At 64.3% G+C, this 2174-nt stretch carries 2 protein-coding genes; both read right to left on the bottom strand.

Going from position 1 to position 2174, the window contains the following annotated elements; translation table 11 throughout:
- Positions 1-2022 (bottom strand): diguanylate cyclase (locus EN879_RS33020; protein WP_127274564.1); only part of this gene is annotated, 2022 nt, incomplete at its 3' end.
- Between the two features lie 3 nt (positions 2023-2025).
- A partial coding sequence (locus EN879_RS40310) for a GNAT family protein (RefSeq protein WP_164774730.1) occupies positions 2026-2174 on the bottom strand: 149 nt, incomplete at its 5' end.

The raw sequence follows: 2174 nt of genomic DNA on the forward strand, positions 1-2174 counted from the left end.
ATCCTTGACCATGTCCTCGGCCGACATCTGTGGCGAATTCCAGGTGATCAATCCGATCGAGGCGGTCAGCACGATCTCGCGCTTGGCAAAGGTGATCGGATTGTTGATGGCATGCTTGATGGCATCCGCCACGGCGGCGATGCGGGCCGGGTCCTGTTCGGACAACAGCATCAGCGCGAACTGGTCGCCGGCAAAGCGCGACAGCGAGTCCTTCGGCTTGAGCAGCCGGTGCAGGCGGCGCGCGATGGTCAAGAGGATGGTGTCGCCGGCCGAGATGCCGAGCCCGTCGTTGACCTGCTTGAAACGGTCGATGTCGATGACGAAGACGGTCGGGCGCACCTTCTCTTCGGTGCGCGCGATCGAGATGATCGCTTCCAGCCGGTTCATCAAAAGTTCGCGGTTCGGCAGGCCGGTCAGGTTGTCGTGCACGGCATCGTGCAGCAGCCTTTCCTCGGACTTTTTCTGCTCCGTCACGTCGACCATGGTGCCAACGCAGCGGATGACTTCGCCGTCGGATCCGATGACCGGGCGCGCACGCAGCGAGAACCAGTGATAGTGGCCGTCAGCGCCGCGCAGGCGGAAGTTCTGCGACACCCGGCCGCGCCGGTGCTCGAGCACGACGTCGAGCGTCGTGCGGAACGTGTCGCGGTCGTCGGCATGCAGCACCGGCAGCCAGTTACGCGCCGCACCGCCGAGGCTGTTCGGCGCCAGCCCGAGTTGGATGCTGACATCGGGCTTGGTGACGACGCGGTCGCGCAGCACGTCCCAGTCCCACACCGTGTCGCCCGATCCGGCCACGGCAAGCGCCTGCCGCTCCAGGTCGGAGAACAGGCCCTGATGCAGCGCGCCGCCGGCAAAGGCATGCTGCATGACGGTGAAGCCGATCAGCAGGATGATCAGGATCAGCCCGCCGCCCAGGGCCGGCTGGGCGATGTCGTTGTCGAGCATGCCGGTGATCGCCATCCACGACCCGCACAGCCACAACAGCACCATGACCCAACTGGGCACCAGCATGATCGCACGATCATAACCACGAATCCCGAGGAAGATGATCAGGCCAAGCCCCGTCAGTGCGGTGGCGGCGAAGGACAGCCTGGCGATGCCGGCGGCGACCGCGGGATCGACGATCGCAACGCCGGCGATCAGCACCAGCCCGAGGATCCAGACCAGTGCGCCATAACTGAAATGGCCGTGCCATCGGTTGAGGTTGAGATAGGCGAACAGGAACACCACGAAGGTTCCCGCCAGCGCCACCTCCGTTCCCGCCCGCCACATCTGCTCATTGCCGGGCGAGATCTCGATGACCTTGTTGAGGAAGCCGAAATCGACGCAGATATAGGCCAGTACCGCCCAGGCAAGCGCGGCGGTCGCGGGGAACATCGAGGTCCCCTTGACCACGAAAAGGATGGTCAGGAACAGCGCCAGCAGGCCCGCAATGCCGATGACGATGCCGCGAAACAGCGTGTAGGAATTGACCGAGTCCTTGTAGGATTCGGGATCCCAGAGGTAGACCTGCGGCAGCTTCGGCGAGGCCAGTTCGGCGATGAAGGTGATCACCGTGCCGGGGTTCAGCGTCACCCGGAAAACGTCGGCGTCGGGACTGGTCTGGCGGTCGAGCGCGAAGCCTTCGCTGGGCGTGATGGCAGCGATGCGGGTCGAGCCCAGATCCGGCCAGAAGATGCCGGAATTCACCAGGCGGAAATGCGGTGCGACGATCAGCCGGTCGAGCTGCTGGTCGGTGGTGTTGGCGAGCGCGAAGACAGCCCAGTCGCCGGTCGAACGGGCATCATTGGCCTCGACCTCGATGCGCCGCACGATGCCGTCCGGACCCGGCGCGGTCGACACCTGGAAATTCTCGCCCTGGTTGCGGTAGATCTCGACGGCGCCGGAAAGGTCGAGCGCGACGTCGTCGCGGGCGATCTTGATCGGCTCGACGGCGAAGGCCGACGATGCCGCCCACAGCGTCAGGAGTATCGCGAGGACAATGGCGAACAGCGGCCCGTTGCGCAGGAATTTCGTCAAAAATCAGTCCTTCGTTCCAACGCCCGGCGGATCGTCCGCGATCCGGGCGTAGAGGTAGTGGTCCTGCCAGATGCCGTTGATCCTGAGATAGGATCGCAGCAGTCCTTCGCGCCGAAATCCGGCTTTTTCAAGCACGCGGATCGACCTGATAT

It is taken from the genome of Mesorhizobium sp. M7A.F.Ca.AU.002.02.1.1 (assembly GCF_003998535.1).
In the GTDB taxonomy this organism is placed as follows: Bacteria; Pseudomonadota; Alphaproteobacteria; order Rhizobiales; family Rhizobiaceae; genus Mesorhizobium; species Mesorhizobium ciceri.